Below are 22741 nucleotides of genomic sequence, written 5' to 3'. Positions count from 1 at the left end.
CAGGCCGCATTCCGCGATTTTCGCTTTACCGCATTGTGATTCAACAGAAAGATCAGGCGATGGATCAGGCTACAATGACTCAGGATAGCGGGGCTCCGGTCAAGACCGGACGGTATCGCTGGGCGATCATCGCGCTGCTGTTTCTGGCGACCACGGTCAATTACATCGACCGCACGATGCTGGGGCTGCTGGCACCTGATCTGGGCCGCGAGCTTGGCTGGGACGAGAGCGACTACGGCAACATCGTGCTCGCCTTTCAGGCCGCCTATGCGCTCGGCTTTCTGGTGATGGGCGGGCTGATCGACCGGTTCGGGCCGAAGGTCGGCTATGCCATCGCCATCGCCGTGTGGACCCTCGGGCATGCGGCGCACGGCTTTGCCAGTTCGATAGCCGGGTTCATGGCGGCACGCATGGTGCTCGGCGCGGGCGAGGCCGGGCATTTCCCCGCGGTCGTGCGCGCCAGCAGCGAATGGTTTCCGCAGAACGAGCGCTCCTACGCGATCGGCTGGGTCAACAGCGCCACCACCTTCGGCGTCATCCTTGCCGCACCGACGATCGCCTTGTTCATGACCGTGTTCGGGCTGGGGTGGCGCGAGACGTTCATCGTCTCCTCGCTGTTCGGCGTCACGCTTCTGGCACTGTGGTGGTGGTTGTACAGCAACCCGCGCGAGAGCGGACGGGTCAGCGCGGGCGAGCTCGCCTGGATCGAACATGATCCCCCCGAACCCGTGGAGCAGCTCGGCTGGGGGCGGATTGCCCGCCATCGTTCAACCTGGGCCTATGCGAGCGCCAAATTCCTGACCGATCCGGTGTGGTTCCTGATGCTGTTCTGGCTGCCCAAATATTTCGACAGCACCTTCGGCGTCGATCTGAAGGTCATCCTGCTGCCGATGATCATCATGTACCTGCTGTCCGATGTGGGAAGCATCGGCGGCGGCTGGCTGTCATCGCGGCTGATGCAAGGCGGGCGAAGCGCCAATTTCGCGCGCAAGGTGACCATGCTGGTGTCAGGCTGCTGCGTGCTGCCGTTGCTTTTCGTCACCAGCCTCGACAATATGTGGGCGGCAGTGGCGCTTATCGGCCTTGCCCTGGCGGGGCACCAGTCGTTCTCGTGCAACCTGCTGTCGCTGCCGCCGGACATGTTCCCGAGGCGCGCGGTGGGATCGGTGGTCGGGCTGGGCGGCTTTGCCGGAGGCGTGGGCGGGATGATCATGGCCGCATCGGTCGGCGCGATCCTCGATGTGACTGCGGGCAATTACACCGTGATATTCGCCGCCTGCACCGTGGTCTATTTCCTCGCGGTGGTGGTGATCCACCTGCTCACGCCCAGACTGGCGCGGGTGGAGGCAGTCTGAACGCCGTGGCTTGAGCGTGGAGCGTAACCCGGCGTTACGCCTCCAGCTCGACATCCCAGTACAGCCAGTCCCGCCACGTTTCGTGCAGGTAGCCCGGAGGGAACAGCTTGCCGTGCTGTTGCAGCTGCCAGCTGGTCGGGCGGATCGGGGCCTTGTGCAGCGACATGCCCGCCTGTTTCGGCGTGCGCCCGCCCTTCTTCATATTGCAGGGCGCGCAGGCGGTGATGATGTTCTCCTACGTGGTGCGCCCGCCCAGCCGGCGCGGGGTCACGTGGTCGAAGGTCAGATGTTCGTGGCTGCCGCAATACTGGCACTGGAAGCGGTCGCGCAGGAACACGTTGAAGCGGGTGAAGGCGGGAAATTCGCTCTGCTTCACATATTGCCGCAGCGCGATCACGCTGGGGATTTTCATGTCGAAGCTGGGCGAGTGCACCTCGCGGTCATAGCTGGCGACGATGTCCACCCGGTCGAGGAACACCGCCTTGATCGCGGTCTGCCACGGCCACAGGCTCAGCGGGTAATAGGACAAGGGGGTGTAATCGGCGTTGAGCACCAGCGCCGGGCAGGCCGAAAGATTGCGCGTCGGGTCTTCATCGACCCCGCGGAACTTGGCCACCTTCTCGATCAGTTCGGCATTGAACACGGCTAGCGTTGCTCCCTGATTGATCTGCATCCTGACCTGACAGGACAAAGAGTCAAACCCGTTACAGGGTGGGTATCCACAGGGACACGCTGTGGAGAGCCTGTGGATAGCGCAAGATTGTGTCCTGTGGCATGGCCGACACGATGAACGCAGCGCCTCCTCTGGTGACCCGTTTCGCGCCGAGCCCCAACGGGTGGCTGCATCTCGGCCATGCATTGAGCGCCATCATCGCGCATGATCTGGCGAAGGCCGGGGGCGGGCGGTTCCTGCTGCGGATCGAGGATATTGACGGGCCGAGATCGCGCCCCGAACTGGCCGACGAATTCCGCCGCGATCTGGAATGGCTGGGGCTGGAATGGGACGAGGTGCCCGCGCAATCGACCCGCCTTGCCAGCTATGCCGAAGCCGCCGCAGACCTGAAGGCACGCGGGCTGCTCTACCCCTGCACCTGCACCCGTTCCGAGATCGAAGCGGCGGGAGCGCTGCCGGGGCTTGAGGGGCTAATCTATCCCGGCACCTGCAAGCATCGCGCGCCTGATCCATCCCGCCCCGCAGCTTGGCGGCTCGATGCAGCCAAGGCGCTCGCTGAAACCGGCCCGCTGGTGTGGGCGGACGATCTGGCGGGGCCGGTCACGGTCGACCTGTCGGGCCTCGGCGATGTGGTGCTGGTGCGCAAGGATCTGCCCGCCAGCTACCATCTCGCCGTCACGCTCGACGATGCGGCGGACGCCGTGACGCTGGTGGCACGCGGGGCCGATCTGTTCGCGGCGAGCCATGTGCATCGCACGCTGCAAGCGCTGCTCGGCCTGCCCGTGCCGCGCTGGCATCACCACCCGCTGTTGATGGGCGAGGACGGGGAGAAACTTGCCAAGCGCCGTGGCTCTCCCGCGCTGGCTGAACGGCGCGAAGCGGGCGAGGACGGGCGCATGCTCGCCGGACAACTCAGGTTGCAACAATTGGTGCTTGGAACCTAGCGCCCGAGCGACCATTATAAGCCCATGAACGTTTTCCTCATCCTTGTGCTTGTCGTCCTCATGGGGCTGACCGCTTATTCGCTGATCCGCGGCATTATCGCCTTCCTGCGTACGACCAAGATCGACCTCGAAACGGGCGAAGGCTCCACCGCGACCGATATGCAGCTCGCCCAGAACAAGGCGATGTTTGCCCGCATCAAGTATCAGGGGCTGGCGATCGCGGTGGTGGCCATCCTTCTGGCGGTTTCCCGCTAAGCCCTTCGCCTGATGGTCAAGCTCAACAAGATTTACACCCGCACCGGGGATGACGGGACCACGGGGCTCGTCGATGGCTCGCGCTGCCCGAAGCATTCCGCGCGGATCGCCGCGATGGGGCTGGTGGATGAAGCGAACTCCGCCATCGGCCTCGCCATCTGCGCGCTGACCGACGATGCCGAGCGCGCGCTGCTGACGCGGGTGCAAAATGACCTGTTCGATCTGGGCGCCGATCTTGCGACACCGGCACAGGATGATGACTTCACCCCTTCGGAAATGGTGCTGCGCATCGTCCCGGCGCAGCCCGAGTGGATCGAGGGGCAGATCGACGCGCTCAACGAACGGCTTGAGCCGCTGACCAGCTTTGTCCTCCCCGGCGGGAGCGAGGCGGCGGCGCGCGTCCATGTCGCCCGCGCCACGACCCGTGCGGCCGAGCGGGCGATGGTGATGCTGGCAGCCGAGGTGCCGGTCAATCCGGCGGCGCTCGCCTATATTAACCGCCTTTCCGACCTGCTGTTCGTGCTCGCCCGGGTGGCGAATGATGATGGCCGCGCGGATGTGAAGTGGGTCCCGGGCGCAAACCGCTAGCCAAATAGGCTGCTAGCCAGCCGCATTCTTCCCCGCTAGGGCGGCGCTCTTGCTGCACTTGCGAAGGACGACACCACCCATGCGCAACATCGCTGTTATCGGAGCCGGACAGATGGGCACCGGCATCGCCCAGACCGTTGCCGCCAACGGCATGAAGGTCATGCTGACCGACGTCGACCTCGCCCGTGCGGAAGCGGGCAAGGCCAATGTCGAAAAGGCGCTGGCAAAGCTGATGGGTCGCGGCAAGATCGAAGCCGCCGAGGCCGAGGCGCTGCTCGCCCGCATCACCCCCGTTGCCGATTACGCCCCCTTCGCCGAGGCCGACCTGATCATCGAGGCCGCGACCGAGCGCGAGGAGATCAAGAACGTGATCTTCGAGAGCGCGGGCAAGGTGCTCAATTCCGCGGCGATCATGGCATCGAACACCTCGTCGATCCCGATCACGCGCATGGCCAACCACTCGCCCGATCCGGCGCGCTTCATCGGGCTGCACTTCTTTAATCCGGTGCCGGTGATGGGCCTGATCGAGGTGATCCCCGGCCTCGCCACCGCAGCCGACACCACCGACCGGGTCACGGCCTTCGCCAAGGGTCTGGGCAAAGAAGTGGTGCTGAGCCAGGACGAACCCGGCTTTGTCGTCAACCGCATCCTGCTGCCGATGATCAACGAGGCGGTCTTCGTGCTCGGCCAGTCGACGGCGGGGATCGAGGATATCGACAAGGGCTGCCGCCTTGGCCTCAACCACCCGATGGGGCCGCTGCAACTGGCCGATTTCGTCGGCCTGGACACCTGCCTCGACATCATCAACGTGCTCTACACCACCACCCGCGACAGCAAGTACCGGCCCGCACCGCTGCTGGTGAAATATGTCGAGGCCGGGTGGCTGGGCCGCAAGACCGGGCGCGGCTTCTACGACTATACGGGCGAAGTTCCGGTCCCCACTCGCTGATCCGTCGCACGCGCCGCGCGGCTTGCCGAAAGCGATGCAACAATTCTCCTCTCCGCCCGGTCAGGTGCGGTGAAGGAGAAGCGCGATGATCGACCAAGACAAGAACGAGCCCGCCCGTCCCGAAGGCCTGCCGACCGAACTGCACAATGACGAGCAGGATGGCCACGGCGAACAGGCACAGGACGTGGCCGAGGATGCCCGCCACGAGGACAGCCGCACCTCCAGCCCGCTCGAAAGCACCAAGGCGCCATCAAACGACTACGATCCCGCCCCTGACAGCAAAGCCGATCTTATTGAAGAGATGCGGCGCATGGAAGGCGAGGGTCGCATCGACATGTCGGCCTATGCCGGCGAGCCCAACCATGATGACGAGCCCGAGACCTTCGGCGGGGAAACCACCGACGACCATGACGAGGAATGGCAGGCACCCGGCGAAGGTGATCCCGTCGAGATACCCGTGCCCGATGACGATGACGCTTTGGGCGACGAGGAAGAATAGCTGCCTGCAAGCGAGGCGGACTGCGTTTCGCCTCGCTTGGCCGCTTACTCGGGCTCGATCGTCATCTCGCGTTCGGAAATGAATGGCTCGCCGGTGGGGAAGCTCGAGCCGCGCTCGACCACTGTGGCGGTCGGGGAAAGCCGCGCTGTCATCGGGTTGCCGACATTTCTGGCTGGTGTGGCGGAGCCCGGCGTGGCGGCGCCTTGCGCAGGGCCCCCGCCATAATCGCCGAACACCGAAGGCGCGGCGCTCGCCTCGGCTGCGGGAGGCTGGTCGCCCTCACTCTGCGATTCGGCATAGGCTTGCGCGTTGCTGGCGATCTGGTCACGGCGGGCCTCGACGAGGCTGGTCACCTTGCCGACCACGCCGCCGTCTTCCGAAGTGCCGACCATCGACACTGCGCTGATCAGTGTGAGCACCGCGAAGATGAGCGCATATTTGCTGTTCTGGAAAACGGCTTTGTACATGACAGGGCCATAACCGGAATGCGGTTAATCCTTGGTTGCCGTCAGTGCCCCGAAGGGCCGCCGCCCTTGGGCAGTCCGCGTTTCCATTCGTAAAGCAGGTCGAGCGCCTCACGCGGGGTCAGCGCGTCGAGATCGGCGGTGCGCAGGGCGTCGGCCAATTGCTGTTCGGGCGATGCGGGCGCGGACTCGGCGGCATGCAGGTTGGCGAACAATGGCAGGTCGCCCAACCCCGCCGCAATCCCGCCGGTCGCCTCGCGCGTCGCTTCGAGCTTTTCGAGCACCGCCTTGGCCCGCGCCACCACCGGCGCAGGCACACCGGCAAGCCGCGCGACGGCGAGGCCATAGGACCGGTCCGCGGGGCCATCGGCCAGCTCGTGCAGCAGCACCAGATCGCTCTGCCATTCACGCGCGCGAACGTGGTGGAGCGAGAGCGCCTCGCAGGTCTCCGCCAGACGGGCGAGTTCATGATAATGGGTGGCGAACAGGCAGCGGCAGGTGATCTGCGAATGCACCGCCTCGGCCACCGCCCAGGCGAGCGCCAGCCCGTCGTAGGTCGACGTGCCGCGCCCGACCTCGTCGAGGATCACGAAGCTGCGCGGCGTGGCCTGCGCGAGGATCGCCGCTGTTTCGACCATCTCGACCATGAAGGTGGAGCGCCCGCGCGCCAGATTGTCCGCCGCACCGACCCGGCTGAACAGGCAGTCGACGAGGCCGATCCGGGCCGCGCTTGCAGGCACGAAGCAGCCCGCCTGCGCCAGCAAAACGATCAACGCATTCTGGCGCAGGAAGGTCGACTTGCCGCCCATGTTCGGCCCGCCGATCAGCCACAGGCGGTCCGCCGCGCCAAGGACGCAATCATTCGCCACGAACCGTTCGCCTGCCTTGGCGAGCGCCGCTTCGACCACCGGATGCCGCCCGGCGGTGATGGCGAGGCCTGACCCTTCGGAAATCTCGGGGCGGCACCAATCCGCTTCGCTCGCCCGCTCGGCATTGCCCGCGGCAACGTCGATCCGGGCGAGTGCGGCGGCAGTGGCGGCGATGGCCTCGCGCGCGGCGGCGACTGCGAACACCAATTCCTCAAAATGCGCCTCTTCCGCCGCCAGCGCATGGCCGCCCGCCTGGGCGATGCGCGCAGCTTCCTCGTGCAGTTTCAGCGAGTTGAACCGCACTGCGCCAGCCATCGTCTGGCGATGGGTGAAGCCGCTGTCCGGCGCCATCAGCGCATCGGCATGGCGCGCGCCAACCTCGATGAAATATCCCAGCACCCCGTTGTGGCGGATCTTGAGCGTGGCGACGCCGGTCTCGTCGCGGTAGCGGGCTTCCATTGCCGCAATCGCCCGGCGCGCATCGCCCGACGTTGCCCGCAATTCGTCCAGCGCCGCATCATAGCCGTCAGCGATGAACCCGCCGCTGGAGCGCTCTGTCGGGGGCGTCGGCACTAGCGCGCGGGCCAGCCAGTCGGTCAGCGCCCCGTGTCCGGTCAGGCGCGACAGCACCTGATCGAGCAGCGCGGGCCGATCCGGCGCGCCGCTGAGCCAGTGATGCAGGCGCATCGCTTCCGACAATCCGTCGCGCAGTTGGCCGAGATCGCGCGGGCTGCCCCGTCCCGCCACCACGCGTCCCAGCGCGCGGCCGAGGTCCGGAATGGCGCGCAGCGTGTCGCGCAACTGCGCGCGCTCGATCGGGCGGTCGTGCCAGAACTGCACCAGCGCGAGGCGCGCCTCGATGGCCGCGGCATCGAGCAACGGGGCGGACAGATCCTCGGCCAGCAGCCGCGACCCTGCGCCGGTGACGCAGCGATCCACCGCGCCGATCAGGCTGCCCGCCCGGGAGCCCCCGTTGGTGCTTTCAAGGATTTCGAGGCTCGCCCGGGTCGCCGCGTCCATTGCCATGCCCGATTGCGCCTCACGCGCCACCGGAGGGAGCAACAGCGGCAGTTTCCCGCGCCCGACATGGTCGAGATAGGCGATCAAGCCGCCCGCCGCCGCCAGCATCGCGCGGGTGAAAGCGCCAAAGGCATCGAGCGTCGCCACACCGTGCACCGCCTTCAGCCGCTCGGCCCCGGCATCGCTCGCGAAGGTGCTGCGCGGGCGGTAGATGGCCTCATCGGGGCCATGTTGCCAATCTTCCGGCACCACGACTTCGCTCGGAGAAAGCCGCGCCAACGCCGCGCCCAGCTGATCCGCCGCGCATTCTTCCAGCACCATCGCACCGGTCGAGACGTCCACAGCGGCAATCCCGATGCTCCCGCGCAATTCCGCCAGCGCCGCCAGCACATTGGCGCGGCGCGGTTCGAGCAGGGCTTCCTCTGTCAGCGTCCCCGCCGTGACCAGCCGCACAATCGCGCGGCCCACCAGCACCTTGGAGGACGGCGTGCCTTCGCGCTTGGCCCGCGCCTTGGCTTCGTCCGGCGTTTCGACCTGTTCGGCAATCGCCACCCGGCAGCCGGCCTTGATGAGCCGCGCCAGATAGCCCTCTGCCGAATGCACCGGCACCCCGCACATCGGGATCGGTGCGCCGCCATGTTCGCCCCGCGTGGTCAGCGCGATGTCGAGAATCTGCGCCGCCGTGCGCGCGTCCTCGAAGAACAGCTCGAAGAAATCGCCCATCCGGTAGAACAGCAGCGCATCGCCCGCTTCCTCGCGCAGGGCGAGGTATTGCGCCATCATCGGCGTCGGTTTGCCGAGCGGCTTGGGGTCATCGAGGGCGGCCATTCCTTCGCCTAGCGCGGGCTGACCCGATTCGGAAATCTTGACACTTGCAGCTTTCCCCCGACCCCTTGCGATTTCCGGCCTATCGCATCGGCCTGTGTGAGGCTAAGCGGCGCATGACGTTACGGACTGCAATAGGGATCAGCAGCATGGCCGAAGAGAATAAGGGCGGGTTCACCGCGCGCGAGGCTCTGTTCTATCACGAGACCATCCGCCCCGGTAAGCTCGAGATTGTCGCGACCAAGCCGATGACCTCGCAGCGCGACCTTTCCCTCGCCTATTCGCCCGGCGTGGCCGTGCCGGTGGAAGCCATCGCCGCCGATCCCTCGCTCGCCGCGCGCTACACCGCCAAGGCGAACCTTGTGGCGGTGATCTCCAACGGCACCGCGATCCTCGGTCTGGGCAATCTCGGCGCGCTGGCGTCCAAGCCGGTGATGGAAGGCAAGGCGGTGCTGTTCAAGCGCTTTGCCGACGTGGATTCGATCGACATCGAGCTCGACACCGAAGACCCCGAAGCCTTCATCAACGCGGTCGCACTGATGGAGCCGACCTTCGGCGGCATCAATCTTGAGGATATCAAGGCCCCCGAATGCTTCATCATCGAAGCCGCCCTGCGCGAGCGGATGAAGATCCCGGTGATGCATGATGACCAGCACGGCACCGCGATCATTACCGCCGCCGGTCTGCTCAATGCCTGCTACATCACGGGCCGCGATTTCCGTGATGTGAAGGTGGTGGTGAACGGCGCAGGCGCGGCGGCGATTGCCTGCACCGCGCTGATCAAGGCGATGGGCGTGCGCCATGAAAACGTGATCATGTGCGACCGGACCGGCCCGATCACGCCCGGCCGCGACGGCATGGACCAGTGGAAGAGCGCCCACGCGGTCGAGACCTCCGCCACCAGCCTTGAAGAGGCATTGGTGGGCGCGGACATCTTCCTCGGCCTGTCCGCAGCGGGCGCATTGAAGCCCGACTGGGTGAAGAAGATGGCAGACAAGCCGATCATCTTCGCCATGGCCAACCCCGTGCCGGAAATCATGCCGGACGAAGCCAAGGCGATGCGCCCCGATGCGATCATCGCCACCGGGCGCAGCGATTTCCCCAATCAGGTCAACAATGTCCTCGGCTTTCCCTTCATCTTCCGTGGCGCGCTGGATGTGCAGGCGACCACCATCAACGAAGAAATGAAAGTCGCCGCCGCCCACGCCATCGCGGAACTGGCGCGCCGTCAGGTGCCCGAGGAAGTCGCGTCGGCCTATGGCAAGAACCACAAGTTCGGCACCGATTACATCATCCCCGCGCCCTTCGACCCGCGCCTGATCGAGGTGGTGTCCTCCGCCGTGGCCAAGGCGGCGATGGATTCGGGCGTCGCCCGCGCGCGGATCGAGGATTTCGACGCCTACCGCGTCGCGCTGCGTTCGCGCCTGAACCCCACCACATCGGTGCTTTCGGGCGTCTACGAGATTGCCAAGGCGAACCCGAAGCGGATGGTGTTTGCCGAAGCCGAGGAAGAAGTGGTGCTGCGTGCCGCGATCCAGTTCCGCGATTTCGGCTATGGCACGCCCATTCTGGTGGGCCGCACCAAGGCGGTGCTCGACAAGCTGCACCAGCTTTCGGTCGGCGATCCGGGCAGCTTCGAAATCCAGAACTCGGCCGATAGCGAGCACGTGCCGGAGATGGTCGATTATCTCTACAAGCGGCTCCAGCGGCGCGGATATACCGAGCGCGATGTGCGGCGCATGGTCAATCAGGACCGCAATGTCTTCGCTTCGCTGCTGGTGGCGCTGGGGCATGGCGACGGGATCATCACCGGGATGACCCGCACCTTCGCCCAGACCGTGCGCGAGGTGAACCTGGTGCTCGACCCCAAGGTCGGCGCGCTGCCGTTCGGCATTCACATGATGATCGGCAAGAACCACACGACGTTCCTTGCCGACACCACGATCAACGAACGGCCCAACGCGGCGGAACTGGCGCATATTGCCAAGGAAACGGCGGCGGTCGCCCGGCGCATGGGGCATGAACCGCGGGTGGCGTTCCTCAGCTACTCGACCTTCGGCAACCCCTCGGGCCAGTGGCTCGGCGCCATCCGCGAAGCGGTGGCGATCCTCGACCGCGAGGATCCGGGCTTCGAGTACGAAGGCGAAATGGCGCCCGATGCCGCGCTCAACCCCAAGGTCATGGCGCTCTATCCGTTCAGCCGCCTGTCCGGTCCGGCCAATGTGCTGATCATGCCGGGGCTGCAATCGGCCAACCTTTCGGCCAAGCTGCTGCGCGAATTGGGCAGCAATGCCACGATCGGGCCGATGATGATCGGAATGGCCAAGCCGGTGCAGATCGTGCCGATGACCGCGAGCGTGCCCGATGTGTTGACACTGGCAGTGCTCGCAGGCGCGGGCGTGGTCGGCTGAGACGGCGTCTTGCGGAGGTGCAGGCGGGTATAGACCCCCGTTAGACCCCCCTTAGACCCCTTCCAGACCCCCTTCAGCATGGCGCCTGCGTCACTGTTTCACGTGAAACAATGACGCAGGCCGCCTGTCCGGTCAGGCTTCGGCAGCCGCCGGGTTGACCTCGCCCGAAGCGATAGCGGTCATCTTCTTGTCGCCGCCGCGGGTGTCCTCGAGGCACTGCGCGAGCACGCTGGCGTCATTCTCCAGCCCAAGCCGGCGCGCAAAGGCGGCCACCGTCCCGTAGCCCGAGATGCCGTAATGCGTCATCCGCTGGTACTGCGCGATGATCGATGCATCGCGCACATCCTCGTCCGAGAAATCCGCTTCCACACCATGCGCGCGGGCTTCGGCGACAAGGCCTTCCATGCCGCGGCAATGCTCGCCGCGCGGGTTGGCATTATGGTTTTCGATCAGGGTCTTGAGATGGTCCATGCCCTGTTCGATGCCATCTGCCCCGGCCTCAAGCGCGGTGCGCAACTGGGCAGAGCTCGCCGCGTCCTTCAGCTCGCGGGTCGCCTTCAGGGCCTGACGGTTGGCGCTGTAGAGGTCCTGAAGCTGGTCGATATAGAGATCCTTCAGCGTGCTGATGGTCATGGTGTTCGTCTCCGGTGATAGCATAAGCCCCCATCAGGTCTTGGGCCGCATCCAGCGCAGATGTCCTGTCATGGGTGTGGTATTCTGCCGTGACAGGACGAGGCGCAGGGGCGTTGCGGCAAAGCGAAGGGAGGGCAGGCGATGCGGGTGGCAATGGCAGGGGCGGCCTACTGGGCGATTGTTTTTGCGCTGGGGTTTGTGCTCGGCACGCTGCGGGTGCTGTGGGTTGCCCCGGCGATTGGTCTGCTACCCGCGACTATGCTCGAGTTGCCGGTGATCCTGACCGCAAGCTGGTTCGCCGCGGGATGGCTGGTGCGCCGATTTGCGATTGCGAGCCGCGGCGAGGCGCTTGCCGCAGGCGCGCTTGCCTTCGCCATCCTGATGGCGGCGGAGTGCGCGCTCGCTTCGGTCCTGACGGGACAGAGCCCGGCGCAATGGCTCGCAGGACCGCGACAGCCACACGCGCTGCTGGGGCTGGCAGGGCAGGTGGTGTTCGCGCTGATGCCGTGGTGGCGGGTGAGGCGATAGCCGGTCAGCCGTCCTTCAAAGGACCGCGTTGTGCCCCGGTGCCCCTAAGTTTCGGAGCTTAAATGAACCAGTTCCTTGCTTTTGTTCCCAGTGGCCCGCTCGAGATGCATTTTGATACTCAAGATGAATCCCGCGCCTGGCGCGCTCGGACAATTTTCTGACCGAATATTCGCTCCAAACCAGAAGGCGGTTCTCATGCTTCTGACTTTTCTCGCAGCCATCGCCGGAACCACAGTTGAATACACCGACATGCAGGGAGCGCGCCTTCAGGAGGGGGATGCGTGTTATTCCATCTCCGCAGGAAACACGCGCATCGGGACGACGCGTCAGACCATAACGGCTTCGGATGAAGGTGGGGTGCCGGTATGGGACATCGTGGTTCATCAGAGCGCAGGTGGGGGTGCGTTCGATATGCGCGATCACTTCGTTCTTGCTCGCGATTCGATGCTGCCCGTCCGTATGGAAAGTGCGCGCGGGCGCGAACGCAGTGAACGTGGCTGGCACCGCGTCAGGGTGACCTACGCCAACAACCGGATTCAGGGGACGAAGGAAACAGCCGATGGCGTCACAACGCTGGATGAGCCGCTGTCGGCCCCTGTGTGGGACGGCAATCTTTGGGGCGCGACCTTTGCTGCACTTCCGCTTGCCGAAGGCGGAAGTTACGCAATTCCATTCTGGCAATACGACAAAGGCTTCGGCACGTTCACGGTTCGCGTGATCGGCAGTGAAGACGTCGATACGCCCGATGGCCCCATGTCTGCATGGATCGTTGAGGCAGGTGATCGGCCAGAAGCGCTGCTTCGATACCAGATCGCCAAGGACCCGCGGAAGGAACTCGGGTACCGATCGGATCGCGGTGCTCAACAGATTGATGGGGCCTGCCAGTAAGCTTTGCGCCGGAACCGGAAGTACCAGACCTCGTGCCCGTACACGGTCCGCGCCTTGTGCTCGTAGCGCGTCTCGGGCCAGCCTGAGGGGCGCACCTGCCAGTCGGCGGGCTTCTCCACCACCCACTCGAACAGGTCGGTGTGGCGCTGCATCACCATCAGCGCGTGGCGCAGGTACACCGCGTGGTCGGTGCCGAAGCGGAACTCGCCCCCGGGCTTCATCTTCTGCGCCATCAGCCGCACCGGCCCGTCATTCATCATCCGACGCTTGGCATGGCGGGCCTTGGGCCAGGGATCGGGGTGCAGCAGGTAGAGCATCGTCAGCGCGCCATCGGGAATGCGCGCCAGCACCTCCAGTGCGTCGCCATGATGCAGCCGCACATTGGCGAGCCGCTGCTCCTCGATATGGGTGAGCGCCTGCGCGACGCCGTTGACGAAGGGTTCTGCACCGATGAAGCCGTGATCGGGCAACAGATCGGCGCGGTAGGCGAGATGCTCACCCCCGCCGAAGCCGATCTCGAAATGCAGCGGGCGCCCATGACCGGGGGCGTCACCAAACAGCACGGCGCTCGTCACCGGCCCTTCGGCAGGCACGCTGATTTTCGGCAGAAGGTTGTCGACCAACCCCTGCTGCTTGGTGCGCAACTTCTTGCCGACGCTGCGCCCGTACAGCCGGGCAATGGTGGTCGGATCGCCTTCCTTGAACGCTGTCATGGGCGGGGCGCTTGGCAGGTGCTCCGCCGCAAATCAAGCGCGGGCCGCCTGCGATACGCACCACCCGCCGCACTTCCAAAAAAATCGTGCTGGACGTTTGGACGGCCCCGTGATGATCTGAGCCCATGTCGATCCCGAAGCCCCTCACCGGTTCGCCCGCGACCCTCAGCAACACCGAGCTGGAAATCCTGCGCCTGCTTGCCAGCGGGCACACGACCAAATCGATCGCGGCAAGTCTCGGCCGGTCCGAAACCGCCATCAATGAACGGCTGCGCGTTGCTCGTCGCAAGACCGGTGCGTCCAGCAGCCGCGAATTGGCGCGTCTGCTGGACGCCCAGAAAATCTGGGACGAAAATATTGATCTGTCGCGCCGCGATGGTTCTGCCGACAGTCCGGCACGGCCCCGCAACCCGGGGTTCGAATGGACGAAAGGACAGATTGCCATGCTTATCCTGCTACCCGCCGCCGCGCTCGGCCTCGCCGTTACCGCCAACACTGTCACGCAGCATCAGCCTGCAACCACTCAGAGCCATGCTGCTATGTCGGCTGCCACTTCGCCGCTGGTCGGGCGCTGGGCGCTTGATGTCGCCCGCATCCCGGCTGACGAGCGTCCGCAAGGCGTGAAGATCGCATTCGCCCAAGTGGGCGGTGAACAATGGACCACCCGGGTCGAGATCACGGACGCGGACGGCACGGTGCGCCACGCCGATTCGACTGCAAAGGTGGACGGCGTGCCGGTTCCCGTCAGCGGCACCATGGCGTTCATCGACACGGTATCGCTGCGCCACCCGGCTGCGGACACGCTGGTGATGACGTTGAGCAAGAATGGCGCGCCGGTTTCGACGCGGGTCTATACCGTCGCCAAGGACGGCAAGTCGATGACCGAGACGATCATCTGGGCGAACGGTGAAATGCCCGAACCCAAGACCACAACCTTCACCCGCATCGGCTGAAACGCAGAGCGCCCGGAGCCAAGGCTCCGGGCGTCTACAATGTCAGTAGTGATCTGATCCGGCCCGCAAGGGCCGCGAGGCCACGGGGCCGAGCCGCAGGCGCTTAAGCCCGCAGGGCTTGAAACAGCGCCGAGGAGGCACCCGCGGAGGCGGGCGCCCAATCAATTACGCCGCTTCGACCACCGTCTCGTCGTCGCGCAGGACATAGCCGCGGCCCCAGACGGTCTCGATGTAATTTTCACCGCCGCAAGCCAGCGACAGCTTCTTGCGCAGCTTGCAGATGAACACGTCGATGATCTTGAGTTCGGGCTCGTCCATCCCGCCATAGAGGTGGTTGAGGAACATTTCCTTGGTCAGCGTGGTGCCCTTGCGAAGCGAGAGCAGCTCCAGCATCGCATATTCCTTGCCGGTCAGGTGCACGCGGCTGCCGTCGACTTCGACCGTTTTGGCGTCGAGGTTCACGGCGAGTTTGCCGGTGCGGATGACCGACTGCGAGTGACCCTTCGAACGGCGCACCACGGCATAGATGCGGGCGACCAGTTCTTCGCGGTGGAACGGCTTGGTGACGTAATCGTCAGCGCCGAAGCCAAAGCTGCGGATCTTCGAATCCATTTCGCTGATGCCCGAAAGGATCAGCACCGGGGTCTGCACCTTGGCGACACGCAGCTTCTTGAGCACGTCATAGCCATGCATGTCAGGCAGGTTCAAATCGAGCAGGATGATGTCGTAATCATACAGCTTGCCCAGATCGAGGCCTTCCTCGCCGAGGTCGGTCGAATAGACATTGAAGCCTTCGGTGGTGAGCATCAGCTCGATTGCCTTGGCAGTGGTCGGTTCGTCTTCGATGAGCAGAACGCGCATTTTCGTCCCCTGTATGTCCCCGTGGTAACCCCTGCTTAGGAGAGGTTGCCGTCTGTTAACCACGCCACTTCTCACCAAAAAAGGTTAATAAGAAGTTTAGGTCGTTAACTTTTTGGAGTGAGTCTTTCGAGTCACACCCCCGTGTGGGGGAATTCTGTCGCTGGGATAGACCTTTACGGAGGAGCCGTCGCCTCCACGAAAGTACTAAGATGCGCCTGCCAGCTTCTTGGCCCGCCGCCGCTCCGCGCTCGATCCCAGCCCGATCGCCTCGCGGTATTTGGCCACCGTGCGCCGGGCAAGGTCGAAACCCTCTTTCTGGAGCATTTCGGCAAGCTGCTGGTCGGAAAGGATGTTTTTCGCGGTTTCGGCATCGATCAGCGCCTTGATCCGCGCCTTGATCGCCGCGCTCGACGCGCCTTCACCATCGGCGGAGGCAACCCCGCTGGTGAAGAAGTATTTCAGCTCGAACGTCCCGCGCGCGCAGGCGAGGTATTTGTTGCTGGTGACGCGGCTGACCGTGCTTTCGTGCATCTCGATCTTTTCGGCGACCTCGCGAAGCGTGAGCGGGCGCAGTTCGGAAACGCCGCGGCGGAAGAACCCGTCCTGCTGCTTCACGATCTCGGCCGCGGTCTTCAGGATCGTCTTCTGGCGCTGGTCCAATGCGCGAATCAGCCAGTGCGCGTCTGCCAGCTTCTCCTTGAGCCAGCCCTGCGATTCCTTGTTCGCCGCCCCGGCGTTCAATTCGAGGAAATAGCCGCGGTTGACGATCAGCTTTGGCAGCGTCTCCTCGTTGATCGCGATGTCCCAGCCCCCGGCAGCGTTGGCGGTGACGAGGATGTCCGGCACCACGGTGCTGCTGTCGGAAGGGACGAAGGCCAGGCCGGGGCGCGGATTGTAACTGCGCAATTCGCGCAGCATGTCGGCGAAATCCTCGTCATCGACGCGGCACAGGCGCTTGAGGCGATCAACTTCGCCCCGCGCCACAAGGTCGAGATTGGAGATCAGCGCCGCCATGCAGGGGTCATAGCGGTCCGCTTCGCGCGCCTGGATGGCGATGCATTCGGCAAGATTGCGCGCGCCCACGCCTGAGGGATCAAGCGATTGCACCAGTGTCAGCGCGGCTTCGGCCTCGAACAATTCGACACCCAGATCGTCAGCGACTTCGTCGAGCGGCGTGCCGAGATAGCCTGCATCGTCGAGCAGGCCGACGATATGGCGGGCGATGAAAGCGGTGCGGGGGTCATTCGTCAGCGCGCCGATCTGCCCTTCAAGGTGCTCAGCCAGCGTCACCTCGGCGGCGCGCAGCTGCTCCCAGTCGGGCATGTCGTCAAAGTCGCCGCCGCCTGCCGACGCCGCCGCGCCCCATTCGGCATCGCGGGCTCCCCGCGCATCGCCATCGCCGGTGTCCCAGTCGCGGTCGACAGAGGCGAGGTCGAGCGGGGCATCACCTTCACCGCCGCCCGCCAGCATCAGTTGATCGGCAGGGGCATCCTCACCCGGCGGGGGGGCGAGCTCGATCCGCTCGGGCTCTGCGCCGCTGTCTGCCGGGCCGCCGGTGTCGAGCAGCGGATTGGCATCCAGCGCCTCCGCGATGAAGGTTTCGATCTCGAGGTTGGAGGCCGCCAGCAGCTTGATCGCCTGCTGCAATTGCGGCGTCATCACCAGCGATTGCGATTGCCTCAGGTCAAGGCGGGGACCTAACGCCATCGTTCAGGGCCTAGAGCGTGAAGCTCTCGCCGAGATAGAGCCGCCGCACGTTCTCGTCGGCGACGAGTTCCTGCGGGGAACCGGCAAACAGCACCTGCCCGCCATAGATGATGCAGGCGCGGTCCACGATATCGAGCGTCTCGCGCACGTTGTGGTCGGTGATCAGCACGCCGATGCCGCGCGCCTTCAGATCGCGCACCAACTCGCGGATGTCGCTGATCGACAGCGGGTCAATGCCCGCGAAGGGCTCATCCAGCAGCATGATCGAAGGCTTGGCCGCCAGCGCGCGCGCAATCTCGCAGCGTCGCCGCTCCCCGCCCGAAAGCGCCATCGCCGGCGATTCGCGCAGCCGGGTGAGGCCGAATTCCACGAGCAGGCGTTCCAGTTCGCTTGCGCGGGTGGCCTTGTCGGGCTCGACCAGTTCGAGCACGCAGGCGATGTTCTGTTCCACAGTCATGCCGCGGAAAATGCTGGTTTCCTGCGGCAGGTAACCGAGGCCGAGGATCGCACGGCGATACATCGGCAGCTTGGTCACATCCTCGCCATCCATCAGGATCCGGCCCGAATCCGGCTTCACCAAGCCCATGATCGAATAAAAGCAGGTGGTCTTGCCCGCGCCGTTGGGGCCGAGCAGCCCGAGCACCTCGCCCTTCGCCACGGTCAGGGAGATGTCAGAGAGCACCGAGCGCTTGTCATAGCTCTTGGCGATCGAGATGACCTCCAGCCCGCTGCCGAGCGGCTGGACGGCAGCCGGATTCGGCGCATGGGAAAGGGTGGTGGTGCTCATCAGGATTTCGTCTTTAGCACCCTTGGAGCGCCAGAAAAGGGTTGCTGGGCGTTTGGCAGGATTTTTGCTTAGTGTTGAGGCAACCCTGGGTCAGGGGTAGGGCCATTGCGCTTGCTTGTGGGTTTTGAGCAACTTGCATTGGCACCCATGCGTCCGGCGCAACATTATGACCGCAGCGCACGACATGTTGCAACTCCGTGACGGCTGAGCGATACTGCGTCATCAGCAATCAACCGTTGGGGAGCGGCAGATATGGTGAATTCAGACAAGCGCGCCAAAGCCCATGTACTTTCCGGCAACAAGGTGCGCGACTGGCGCAAGGCGATGAGCGACCACGTGGCTTATGGCCTGCTGGTCTATACCGCGCTCCAGATCTTCGTCACCGTCAAGGCCCTGTCAGAGGGCTCCTCGACCGCGCTGCCTTATCTGGCGCTGATCGTGCTGGTTTCGGCGATCATCCCTGTGTGCCGCTGGTTCGAGAAACGCTGGGCCGGCCTTGATGACGTGCAGGCGGCGGATCCCGGCTTCGCGCCGGCATTCAAGCGCGACGCCATAACGCTGTGGGCGCTGGCCATCGGGCTGCCCTTCGGCATCACTCTGATCTTCAAGATGCTGTTGAGCCTATTCTGAGTCCCGCACGCCATCCGGCGTGCGAAATCCTCGCTCTCGCGGCCTGAAAGCCGCATCGCTGCGGTCGCCCGGTCGGGCTTGCGGTTGCCAAGGCAACCGATGCCAGCGCATCCCTTTAATGTTCACACTGGTTCGGCTCTCAGGGCCGCGAGCGCACGCGCGCGAGCCGCAGGTGCCCCGTGACGTCAGCCACGGGAACAGCACTGAGGATGCAGCCGCGGCGGCGACTGCACTACTTGGAAGCGTATCTTTCGATCGCTTCGATCGTGATCTGGCGCGCTTCGGCAGCGTCGCCCCACTTGCCCACGCGCACCCACTTTTCGGCTTCCAAGTCCTTGTAGTGCGTGAAGAAGTGCTCGATCTGCTGGAAGATGATGTTCGGAAGATCGCTCGTCTCGACCACGTCGGCATAATAGGGGAACGTCTCGTTGACCGGCACGCAGATCAGCTTCTCGTCGCCGCCCTGCTCGTCTTCGAGGTTCAGCACGCCGATCGGGCGGGCACGCACCACGCAGCCCGGGATGAAGGGCGAGCGCGAGATCACCAGCGCATCGAGCGGATCGCCATCAGGCGAAAGCGTGTGCGGCACGAAACCGTAGTTCGCCGGATAGCGCATCGGCGTGTGCAGAATACGATCGACGAACAGGGCGCCGCTTTCCTTGTCGAACTCGTACTTCACCGGCTCGCCGCCGGCCGGCACTTCGATGATCACGTTGAGATCGTCGGGCGGGTTCACGCCGGTGGGGATCTTGTCGATGCGCATGATTGTTCTCTTTTGCGGATGATCGGTGTGAGAGGTAACGCGCGGCCCCTTAATGCGTGCCGCAGGATTGCGAAAGAGCCTGTGTAAGCCTAATCGCGCACCCCTATGAGCAAGAAGACACCCCAAGCCATCCGTGGCACCCAGGATATCTTCGGCGCCGATGCCGAGGCTTTCGCCTTCGTGGTCGAGACGTTCGAGCGCGTCCGGCGGCTCTACCGCTTCCGCCGGGTCGAGATGCCGGTCTTCGAAAAGACCGAGGTGTTCGCCCGTTCTCTGGGCGAGACGACCGATGTCGTGTCGAAGGAGATGTATTCCTTCGACGATCGCGGCGGCGAAAGCCTGACCCTGCGCCCCGAATTCACCGCCGGGATCGCGCGCGCCTTCCTCACCAATGGCTGGCAGCAATATGCGCCGCTGAAGGTCGCCACCCACGGCCCCCTGTTCCGCTACGAGCGCCCGCAGAAAGGCCGCTACCGCCAGTTCCACCAGATCGACGCCGAAGTGATCGGCGCGGGTGAGCCGCAAGCGGATGTGGAACTGCTGGCGATGGCGGATCAGCTGCTGCGCGAGCTTGGCATCCATGATGTCACCCTGCACCTCAATACGCTGGGCGATGGTGAAAGCCGTGAGGCATGGCGGGCGGCGTTGATCGAATACTTCCGCGCCGTGAAGGACCAGCTGTCAGAAGAATCGCAGGAGCGGCTGGAGAAGAATCCGCTGCGCATCCTCGATTCGAAGGACCCGAGGGACAAGCCGTTCCTTGCCGACGCTCCCAAGATCGACGCGTTTCTGTCAGAGGAGGCGAGCGCCTTCTTCGCCGCCGTCACCAGCGGGCTGGATGCGGCGGGCGTGAAGTGGGTGCGGGCCGAAAGCCTTGTCCGCGGGCTGGATTACTACCGCCACACCGCGTTTGAATTCATCCCTGATGAGGGGAGTGCTTCGGCGGCAGCCTTGGGCAGCCAGAGCACGGTTCTGGGCGGTGGGCGTTATGACGGGCTGATGGAGTCGCTCGGCGGCGCGCCGACGCCTGCGGTGGGCTGGGCTGCGGGAATCGAGCGGCTGGCGATGCTGGTCGGACAGAGGCCCGAAGAGCCCATCGAGATCGCCGTAATCCCCATGAACGAGGGCGCGTTGCTAAAGGCGATCGAAGTGGCGCAGGAATTCCGTCTATCCGGATTTTCGACCGAGATTTTTGCGCGCGGTAACGTCAAGAAGCGCTTCAATCGCGCCGATCAGGCTGGAGCTATGGCCGCCATGATCATCGGCGATGACGAGATTGCTTCGGGCACGCTGCAATTCAAGAATCTGGCGACCGGCGAACAATCGACCGTCGACCTCGCAGGGTCGGTCGAGCGTGCCTGGGAACTGCGGCTGGATCGTGATGCCGGCGGAATCGATACCATGCTGGGCGATCTGGAAGGCGCCGTCGACGCGTTGGATGACGCAAATTGACAGCGATCCCCCCCGAACGCCTTGACCAGATCGCGCACCGCTTTGCGGAGCTGGAAGCGCGCATGGCCTCGGGCACGCTGGAGGGTGAGGCCTTCGTCCGCGCCTCCCGCGACTATGCGGAACTCGAACCCGTCGCCAAGATCGCAGCCGAGGTGAAGGCGGCGCGCGAGGAAATGGCGGGGCTGGCCGAAATGCTCGCCGACCCCGAGATGAAGGCGATGGCCGAGGACGAGCTCGCCCAGATCAAGGCCACCCTCCCCGATCTCGAACGCCGCCTCGCTATCGCGCTGCTGCCGCGTGACAGCGCGGACGCCAAGCCCGCGATGCTCGAAATCCGCGCCGGCACCGGGGGCGATGAGGCCGCGCTGTTCGCCGCCGATCTCTACCGCATGTACGAACGCTACGCCGCCGAGCAGGGGTGGAAGGTCGAGGCGGTCAGCATCAACGCCAGCGATATTGGCGGCTTCAAGGAAGTGATCGCCAACGTCACCGGCACCGGCGTCTTCGCCAAGCTGAAATTCGAAAGCGGGGTCCACCGCGTCCAGCGCGTCCCCGTGACCGAAAGCGGCGGACGCATCCATACCTCGGCGGCGACTGTGGCGGTGCTTCCCGAGCCGGACGAAGTGGACGTCTCGGTCGAGGAGAAAGACCTCAAGATCGACGTCTACCGCGCGTCCGGAGCAGGTGGTCAGCACGTCAACACCACGGATTCGGCGGTGCGCATCACGCACTTGCCGACGGGCACCGTGGTCACCTGTCAGGACGGGCGCAGCCAGCACAAGAACAAGGAAAAGGCGATGCAGGTGCTGCGCACGCGGCTCTACGATGCCCAGCGCGAAGCCACCCAGGGCGCCGAGGCCGAGGCGCGGAAGGCGATGGTCGGTTCTGGCGACCGTTCCGAACGCATCCGCACCTACAACTTCCCCCAGGGCCGCGTTACCGATCACCGCATCGGGCTGACGCTGCACAAGCTTGAAGAAGTGCTCGCCGGACCGGGGCTGGGCGAGCTGGTCGATGCGCTGATCGCCGAGGACGAAGGCAAGCGGCTGGCGGCGTTAGCCGAGTGATGGGGGCTGAGTGACCGTCGGCGAAGCGATCCGCGCCGCTGCCGAGCGCCTCGCACCTGTCAGCGACACCGCACGGCTGGATGCGGAGCTGCTGATGGCCCATGCGCTCGGTTCGACCCGTTCGGACATGCTGCTGCGGGCGATGCGAGATCCTGCGCCAGAGGGTTTCGCCGCGCTGATCGAACGCCGCATGGGCCATGAGCCGGTCGCCTACATCATCGGCACGGCCGAGTTCCACGGCCTCACCCTCGCCGTCACCCCCGCCACCCTGATCCCGCGCGGGGACAGCGAAACACTGGTCGAAGCGGCGCTGGAGCATGCAGGGGAGGCGGGCCGGGCAATCGATCTCGGCACGGGAACGGGCGCACTGCTGCTCGCCCTGCTGTCAAACCGGGCGGGCTGGCATGGTGTGGGCGTGGACGCCTCGCAGGCCGCGCTTTCTGTCGCAGGCCGGAACGCCGCTTCGCTCGGCCTTGCGGAGCGGAGCGTCTGGCGGTGCCGTGATTGGCGCAACCCCGGCTGGACAGACGATCTGGCCAGCTTCGACCTGATCCTCTGCAACCCCCCCTACGTTGAAGAAGAGGCCGTGCTGGACCGCCAAGTGCGCGACTTTGAGCCCGCCAGCGCGCTCTTCGCTGGCCCCGAGGGGCTGGACGATTACCGCATCCTGATCCCCCAGCTGCGCGCGCTGATGAACCCGCAGGCGGTCGTTATTTTGGAAATCGGTGCGAATCAGGCGGAGCAGGTGAGCGCGCTTGCGGCAGCATCGGGCTTTGCCGCCGATCTGCGCCGCGATCTCGCCGGGCGCGCGAGGGCGTTGATCCTAAGGTGAAGGAAAAACAAGGCAGGGGTTGGCAAACCGGTTTTGCATCGCTACGTCCTTATCAGGCCAGACGATCTGCGAAGG

The 22741-nt window shown here is 64.9% G+C and carries 22 protein-coding genes and 1 pseudogene; 14 read left to right on the top strand and 9 right to left on the bottom strand.

What is annotated here, in order from left to right:
* The first annotated feature begins 59 nt into the window (after positions 1-59).
* Positions 60-1355, top strand: a complete 1296-nt coding sequence (locus KVF90_RS02265; RefSeq protein WP_264393232.1) for an MFS transporter — start codon at positions 60-62, stop codon at positions 1353-1355.
* Positions 1356-1389: 34 nt separating this feature from the next.
* On the opposite strand, the pseudogene KVF90_RS02260 reads toward KVF90_RS02265, so the two are convergent.
* A pseudogene (locus KVF90_RS02260) lies at positions 1390-1998 on the bottom strand (HNH endonuclease).
* Between the two features lie 143 nt (positions 1999-2141).
* On the opposite strand from KVF90_RS02260, the gene gluQRS reads away from it, so the two are divergent.
* The 5 genes from gluQRS to KVF90_RS02235 all read left to right on the top strand — a co-directional run bounded on the left by gluQRS (position 2142) and on the right by KVF90_RS02235 (position 5263).
* The gene (gluQRS, locus tag KVF90_RS02255; RefSeq protein ID WP_264393231.1) at positions 2142-2972 is read left to right on the top strand and encodes a tRNA glutamyl-Q(34) synthetase GluQRS; all 831 of its coding nucleotides are present in this window, start codon (positions 2142-2144) and stop codon (positions 2970-2972) included.
* Between the two features lie 24 nt (positions 2973-2996).
* Positions 2997-3227: an HIG1 domain-containing protein gene (locus KVF90_RS02250; protein WP_264393230.1), complete on the top strand. Its 231-nt coding sequence runs from the start codon at positions 2997-2999 to the stop codon at positions 3225-3227.
* Positions 3228-3239: 12 nt separating this feature from the next.
* Positions 3240-3815: a cob(I)yrinic acid a,c-diamide adenosyltransferase gene (locus tag KVF90_RS02245; protein WP_264393229.1), complete on the top strand. Its 576-nt coding sequence runs from the start codon at positions 3240-3242 to the stop codon at positions 3813-3815.
* Positions 3816-3894: 79 nt separating this feature from the next.
* Positions 3895-4764: a 3-hydroxyacyl-CoA dehydrogenase NAD-binding domain-containing protein gene (locus KVF90_RS02240; protein ID WP_264393228.1), complete on the top strand. Its 870-nt coding sequence runs from the start codon at positions 3895-3897 to the stop codon at positions 4762-4764.
* 85 nt (positions 4765-4849) lie between these two features.
* A complete protein-coding gene (locus KVF90_RS02235) occupies positions 4850-5263 on the top strand; it encodes a hypothetical protein (RefSeq protein ID WP_264393227.1) in 414 nt (137 codons plus the stop codon).
* Between the two features lie 44 nt (positions 5264-5307).
* On the opposite strand, the gene KVF90_RS02230 is transcribed toward KVF90_RS02235, so the two are convergent.
* Both KVF90_RS02230 and mutS read right to left on the bottom strand, forming a co-directional pair.
* Positions 5308-5730, bottom strand: coding sequence for a hypothetical protein (locus KVF90_RS02230; RefSeq protein ID WP_264393226.1), 423 nt, complete (start codon positions 5728-5730; stop codon positions 5308-5310).
* 41 nt (positions 5731-5771) lie between these two features.
* Complete coding sequence (gene mutS / locus KVF90_RS02225; RefSeq protein WP_264393225.1) at positions 5772-8444, bottom strand: DNA mismatch repair protein MutS; 2673 nt, start codon at positions 8442-8444, stop codon at positions 5772-5774.
* Positions 8445-8590: 146 nt separating this feature from the next.
* Here mutS and KVF90_RS02220 point away from each other — a divergent pair, with 146 nt between their 5' ends.
* On the top strand, positions 8591-10852 hold the full coding sequence (locus KVF90_RS02220) for an NADP-dependent malic enzyme (protein WP_264393224.1): 2262 nt from the start codon (positions 8591-8593) through the stop codon (positions 10850-10852).
* A gap of 132 nt (positions 10853-10984) precedes the next feature.
* Here the strand turns inward: KVF90_RS02220 and KVF90_RS02215 are convergent, their stop codons facing one another.
* Positions 10985-11485 carry a ferritin-like domain-containing protein gene (locus tag KVF90_RS02215; protein WP_264393223.1) on the bottom strand — a complete coding sequence of 167 codons (501 nt, stop codon included), beginning with the start codon at positions 11483-11485 and terminating at the stop codon, positions 10985-10987.
* Between the two features lie 141 nt (positions 11486-11626).
* On the opposite strand from KVF90_RS02215, the gene KVF90_RS02210 reads away from it, so the two are divergent.
* Positions 11627-12013 carry a hypothetical protein gene (locus KVF90_RS02210; protein ID WP_264393222.1) on the top strand — a complete coding sequence of 129 codons (387 nt, stop codon included), beginning with the start codon at positions 11627-11629 and terminating at the stop codon, positions 12011-12013.
* Positions 12014-12136: 123 nt separating this feature from the next.
* Positions 12137-12901 carry a DUF3108 domain-containing protein gene (locus KVF90_RS02205; RefSeq protein WP_264393220.1) on the top strand — a complete coding sequence of 255 codons (765 nt, stop codon included), beginning with the start codon at positions 12137-12139 and terminating at the stop codon, positions 12899-12901.
* Here the strand turns inward: KVF90_RS02205 and trmB are convergent.
* The gene (gene trmB / locus KVF90_RS02200) at positions 12874-13614 is read right to left on the bottom strand and encodes a tRNA (guanine(46)-N(7))-methyltransferase TrmB (RefSeq protein ID WP_264393219.1); all 741 of its coding nucleotides are present in this window, start codon (positions 13612-13614) and stop codon (positions 12874-12876) included. The two genes, KVF90_RS02205 and trmB, sit on opposite strands and share 28 nt — an antisense overlap.
* Before the next feature lie 125 nt (positions 13615-13739).
* Between trmB and KVF90_RS02195 the strand changes: the two genes are divergently transcribed.
* A complete protein-coding gene (locus KVF90_RS02195; protein ID WP_264393218.1) occupies positions 13740-14567 on the top strand; it encodes a helix-turn-helix domain-containing protein in 828 nt (275 codons plus the stop codon).
* A 165-nt stretch (positions 14568-14732) separates the two neighbouring features.
* Here KVF90_RS02195 and ctrA read toward each other — a convergent pair whose 3' ends face one another.
* The 3 genes from ctrA to lptB form a co-directional block, all read right to left on the bottom strand.
* Entirely contained in the window at positions 14733-15428 is a 696-nt protein-coding gene (gene ctrA / locus KVF90_RS02190; RefSeq protein WP_054119309.1) for a response regulator transcription factor CtrA, read from the bottom strand.
* A 204-nt stretch (positions 15429-15632) separates the two neighbouring features.
* The gene (rpoN, locus tag KVF90_RS02185; protein ID WP_264393217.1) at positions 15633-17135 is read right to left on the bottom strand and encodes an RNA polymerase factor sigma-54; all 1503 of its coding nucleotides are present in this window, start codon (positions 17133-17135) and stop codon (positions 15633-15635) included.
* A 10-nt stretch (positions 17136-17145) separates the two neighbouring features.
* Positions 17146-17922, bottom strand: coding sequence for an LPS export ABC transporter ATP-binding protein (gene lptB / locus KVF90_RS02180; protein WP_264393216.1), 777 nt, complete (start codon positions 17920-17922; stop codon positions 17146-17148).
* Positions 17923-18174: 252 nt separating this feature from the next.
* Between lptB and KVF90_RS02175 the strand changes: the two genes are divergently transcribed.
* The gene (locus KVF90_RS02175; protein ID WP_264393215.1) at positions 18175-18552 is read left to right on the top strand and encodes a hypothetical protein; all 378 of its coding nucleotides are present in this window, start codon (positions 18175-18177) and stop codon (positions 18550-18552) included.
* Between the two features lie 232 nt (positions 18553-18784).
* Here KVF90_RS02175 and ppa read toward each other — a convergent pair whose 3' ends face one another.
* A complete protein-coding gene (ppa, locus tag KVF90_RS02170; RefSeq protein ID WP_264393214.1) occupies positions 18785-19315 on the bottom strand; it encodes an inorganic diphosphatase in 531 nt (176 codons plus the stop codon).
* Positions 19316-19420: 105 nt separating this feature from the next.
* On the opposite strand from ppa, the gene hisS reads away from it, so the two are divergent.
* From hisS to prmC, 3 genes are read left to right on the top strand one after another with little or no spacing between them, the layout of a single operon-like run.
* Entirely contained in the window at positions 19421-20767 is a 1347-nt protein-coding gene (hisS, locus tag KVF90_RS02165; protein WP_264393213.1) for a histidine--tRNA ligase, read from the top strand.
* Positions 20764-21834, top strand: coding sequence for a peptide chain release factor 1 (prfA, locus tag KVF90_RS02160; protein WP_413677000.1), 1071 nt, complete (start codon positions 20764-20766; stop codon positions 21832-21834). The genes hisS and prfA overlap by 4 nt, the downstream gene beginning before the upstream one ends.
* Before the next feature lie 10 nt (positions 21835-21844).
* The gene (prmC, locus tag KVF90_RS02155; RefSeq protein WP_264393212.1) at positions 21845-22666 is read left to right on the top strand and encodes a peptide chain release factor N(5)-glutamine methyltransferase; all 822 of its coding nucleotides are present in this window, start codon (positions 21845-21847) and stop codon (positions 22664-22666) included.
* Positions 22667-22741: the final 75 nt, after the last annotated feature.

The organism is Porphyrobacter sp. ULC335 (assembly GCF_025917005.1).
In the GTDB taxonomy this organism is placed as follows: Bacteria; Pseudomonadota; Alphaproteobacteria; order Sphingomonadales; family Sphingomonadaceae; genus Erythrobacter.
The sequence above is the reverse complement of the archived record's forward strand: the minus strand, read 5'-3'. Positions and strand labels throughout refer to the sequence as shown.